Annotated in this window: 1 protein-coding gene and 1 pseudogene; one reads left to right on the forward strand and one right to left on the reverse strand. The window is 72.1% G+C overall.

What is annotated here, in order from left to right:
- The first annotated feature begins 107 nt into the window (after positions 1 to 107).
- A complete protein-coding gene (locus VNR91_RS04620; RefSeq protein ID WP_325489614.1) occupies positions 108 to 1523 on the forward strand; it encodes an efflux transporter outer membrane subunit in 1416 nt (471 codons plus the stop codon).
- A 12-nt stretch (positions 1524 to 1535) separates the two neighbouring features.
- Here the strand turns inward: VNR91_RS04620 and VNR91_RS04625 are convergent.
- Positions 1536 to 2512, reverse strand: a pseudogene (locus VNR91_RS04625) (acyl-[ACP]--phospholipid O-acyltransferase); the annotation flags it as partial.

The raw sequence follows: 2512 nt of genomic DNA on the forward strand, positions 1-2512 counted from the left end.
GTGTTCTGGATGCTTTCGATCGGCATCATGCTGGTCACCCCGCTCGTCCTGTTCCTGCGGCCGCTGCCAAAGGACGCCCCGCTGGCCGCAGCGCATTGAGGGTTATGATGCGTCACATTTTTCTGCTCCCGCTCGTCGCGCTGGCCGCTGCCTGCACCGTCGGCCCCAATTACGCCGGCCCGCCGCAAGCCACCTCCGCCGGTGCCCCGCCCGCCGGCTTCGTCCGCGCGGGCGATGTCGCGCGGCCCGACGCGCCGGTCGCGGCGCGCTGGTGGACGACGCTCGGCGATCCGACGCTCGATGCGCTGGAGGAGCGCGCACTCGCCGGCAATCCGGGCGTCGCGGTGGCGGCGGCGCGCGTGAAGCAGGCGCGCGGCGCGCTGCGCCTCGAACGCGCCAACCAACTGCCCAGCGTGTCCGCCTCGGGGCTCTACGCCCACGCCGAAATCCCCGGCATCGACCTGGGCGGGAGCGGATCGGAGATCAGCGCGCTCAACCTCTACAACGTCGGTTTCGACGCCAGTTGGGAGGTCGACCTGTTCGGCGGCCAGCGCCGCACGACGGAAGCGGCGCGCGCCAATCTGTCCGCCGCCGAGGCCGACGCCGCCGACACCCGCGTCCAGCTCAGCGCCGAAGTCGCCAACGCCTATGTCAGCCTGCGCGATCGCCAGCAGCGGCTCGCGCTCACCCGCCAGGCGGCGGAACTGCAGGAACGGATGCTGGGGCTGACTCGCCAGCGCGAGGCCGCCGGCACCGCCTCCGCGCTCGACGTCGAGCGGCTCCAGGGCCAGGTCCAGACCACCCGCTCGCAGCTCGTCCCGCTCGCCGCCGAGATCGAGGCCTATCTCAACGCGCTCGCCGTGCTGGTCGGCGAACAGCCCGGCGCGGTCGATGCGTTGCTCGCCACGCCCGGCGCGATCCCGCTGCCGCCCGCCTCGGTCGCCGTCGGCGATCCCGCCGCCCTGCTCCAGCGCCGGCCCGATATCCGCGCCGCCGAACGCCGCCTCGCCGCGCAGACCGCGCGCATCGGCGTGGCCGAGGCCGCTCGCTTTCCCCGGCTCAGCTTCATGGGGATCATCGGCATCGGCGGCACCAAGCCGTCGGCGCTGACCGACCTCGGCAACATCAGCGCGATCGCACTGCCGCAATTGTCGTGGAGCTTCCTCGATTTCGGCCGCAACGCCGCGCGCGTCGGTCAGGCCGAGGGCGCGCGCGACGAGGCGGAGGCGCAATATCGCCGCACCGTGCTGGCGGCGTTGCAGGATGCCGAGGATTCGCTGTCACGCTTCGGCCACCGCCGCGAATCGCTGGCGGCGCTGGCGCGGATCAAGACGTCGGCGGATCGCGCCGCGACGCTAATGCAGCAGCGTCAGCGCGCCGGCACCGCGACGCTGATCGACGCGCTCGATGCGGAGCGGCAGCGCGTGCTGGCGGAGCAGAACCTGACCGCCGCCACCGCCGGGCTGACCACCGACTATATCGCGATCCAGAAGGCGCTGGGGCTGGGCTGGCAGGCGCAGTAAGCGCCTCGTCCGTCAATCCCCGCGCGGCTCTGCGCGCCCGGAGCGGCGCAGCGCACCGAACACCCCGCCCGGCGCCAGCCGGCCCAGCCCCACCGACACCGCCAGCGTCGCCACACCCATCGCGCCGATCACGCCGGGGATCGATATGCCTTGCGACAGCAGGATGGTCGCGACCACCACCACCACCACCATCACCACCGCGTTGACGATGTTGTTCGCCGCGATCACCCGCGATCGCTGCTCGGGCGGGGTCGCGGTCTGGAGGATCGCATAGAGCGGGACGATGAACATGCCCCCGGCGAACGCCATGCCGGTCAGGTCGAACAGGATGCGCCCGCTCCCCGCGCTGGCGACGAACGCGGCGATGCCGGCGCGCGGCGCGGTGACGGTGAAGTGGCCGGTCGCCCACCACAGGTCGATCATGAACCCACCCATCGCCAGCCCGCTCAGCGGGACGGTGCGCGCCGACACCGCGCCCGCCAACAGCCGGTTTACCGCCATCGATCCCAGCGCGACCGACACCGAAAACACGATCAGGAACAGCGTCACGACCGGCTCGCGCCCGCCCAGCACGCCAGAGACGAGCGGCAGGAACTCCGACACCAGCACCGCGCCGACCGCAAAGAACCAGCTGATCCCGACGATCGACAGCCACACCCCCCGCCCGCTCCGCGCCACCTTGAGCACGTCCCACGTGCTGGCGACCGGGTTGATCCGAACGCGCACGTCCCGCGCGATCGGCGGCGCCGGCGGCACCATCATCGCGGCGCCGAACCCCACCACCGCCAGCGCCGTCGCGATCAACCCCGCCTCCCATGGCGCCACCACCCCGGCCAGCAACTGCCCGCCCAGGATCGCCAGGAACGTCCCCGCCTCGATCAGCCCGGTGCCGCCCATGATCTCGTCGCCGCGCAGATGCTGCGGCATGATCGAGTATTTGATCGGCCCGAACAGCGTCGAATGGCACCCCATGCAGAACAGCGCGACCA

This window comes from Sphingomonas sp. (genome assembly GCF_035555815.1).
Taxonomy (GTDB): Bacteria; Pseudomonadota; Alphaproteobacteria; order Sphingomonadales; family Sphingomonadaceae; genus Sphingomonas.

What these genes read in the sequence shown, in the direction of transcription:
- VNR91_RS04620 (WP_325489614.1), top strand. Translation starts at nt 108, where the DNA reads ATGCGTCACATTTTTCTGCTCCCGCTCGTCGCGCTGGCCGCTGCCTGC.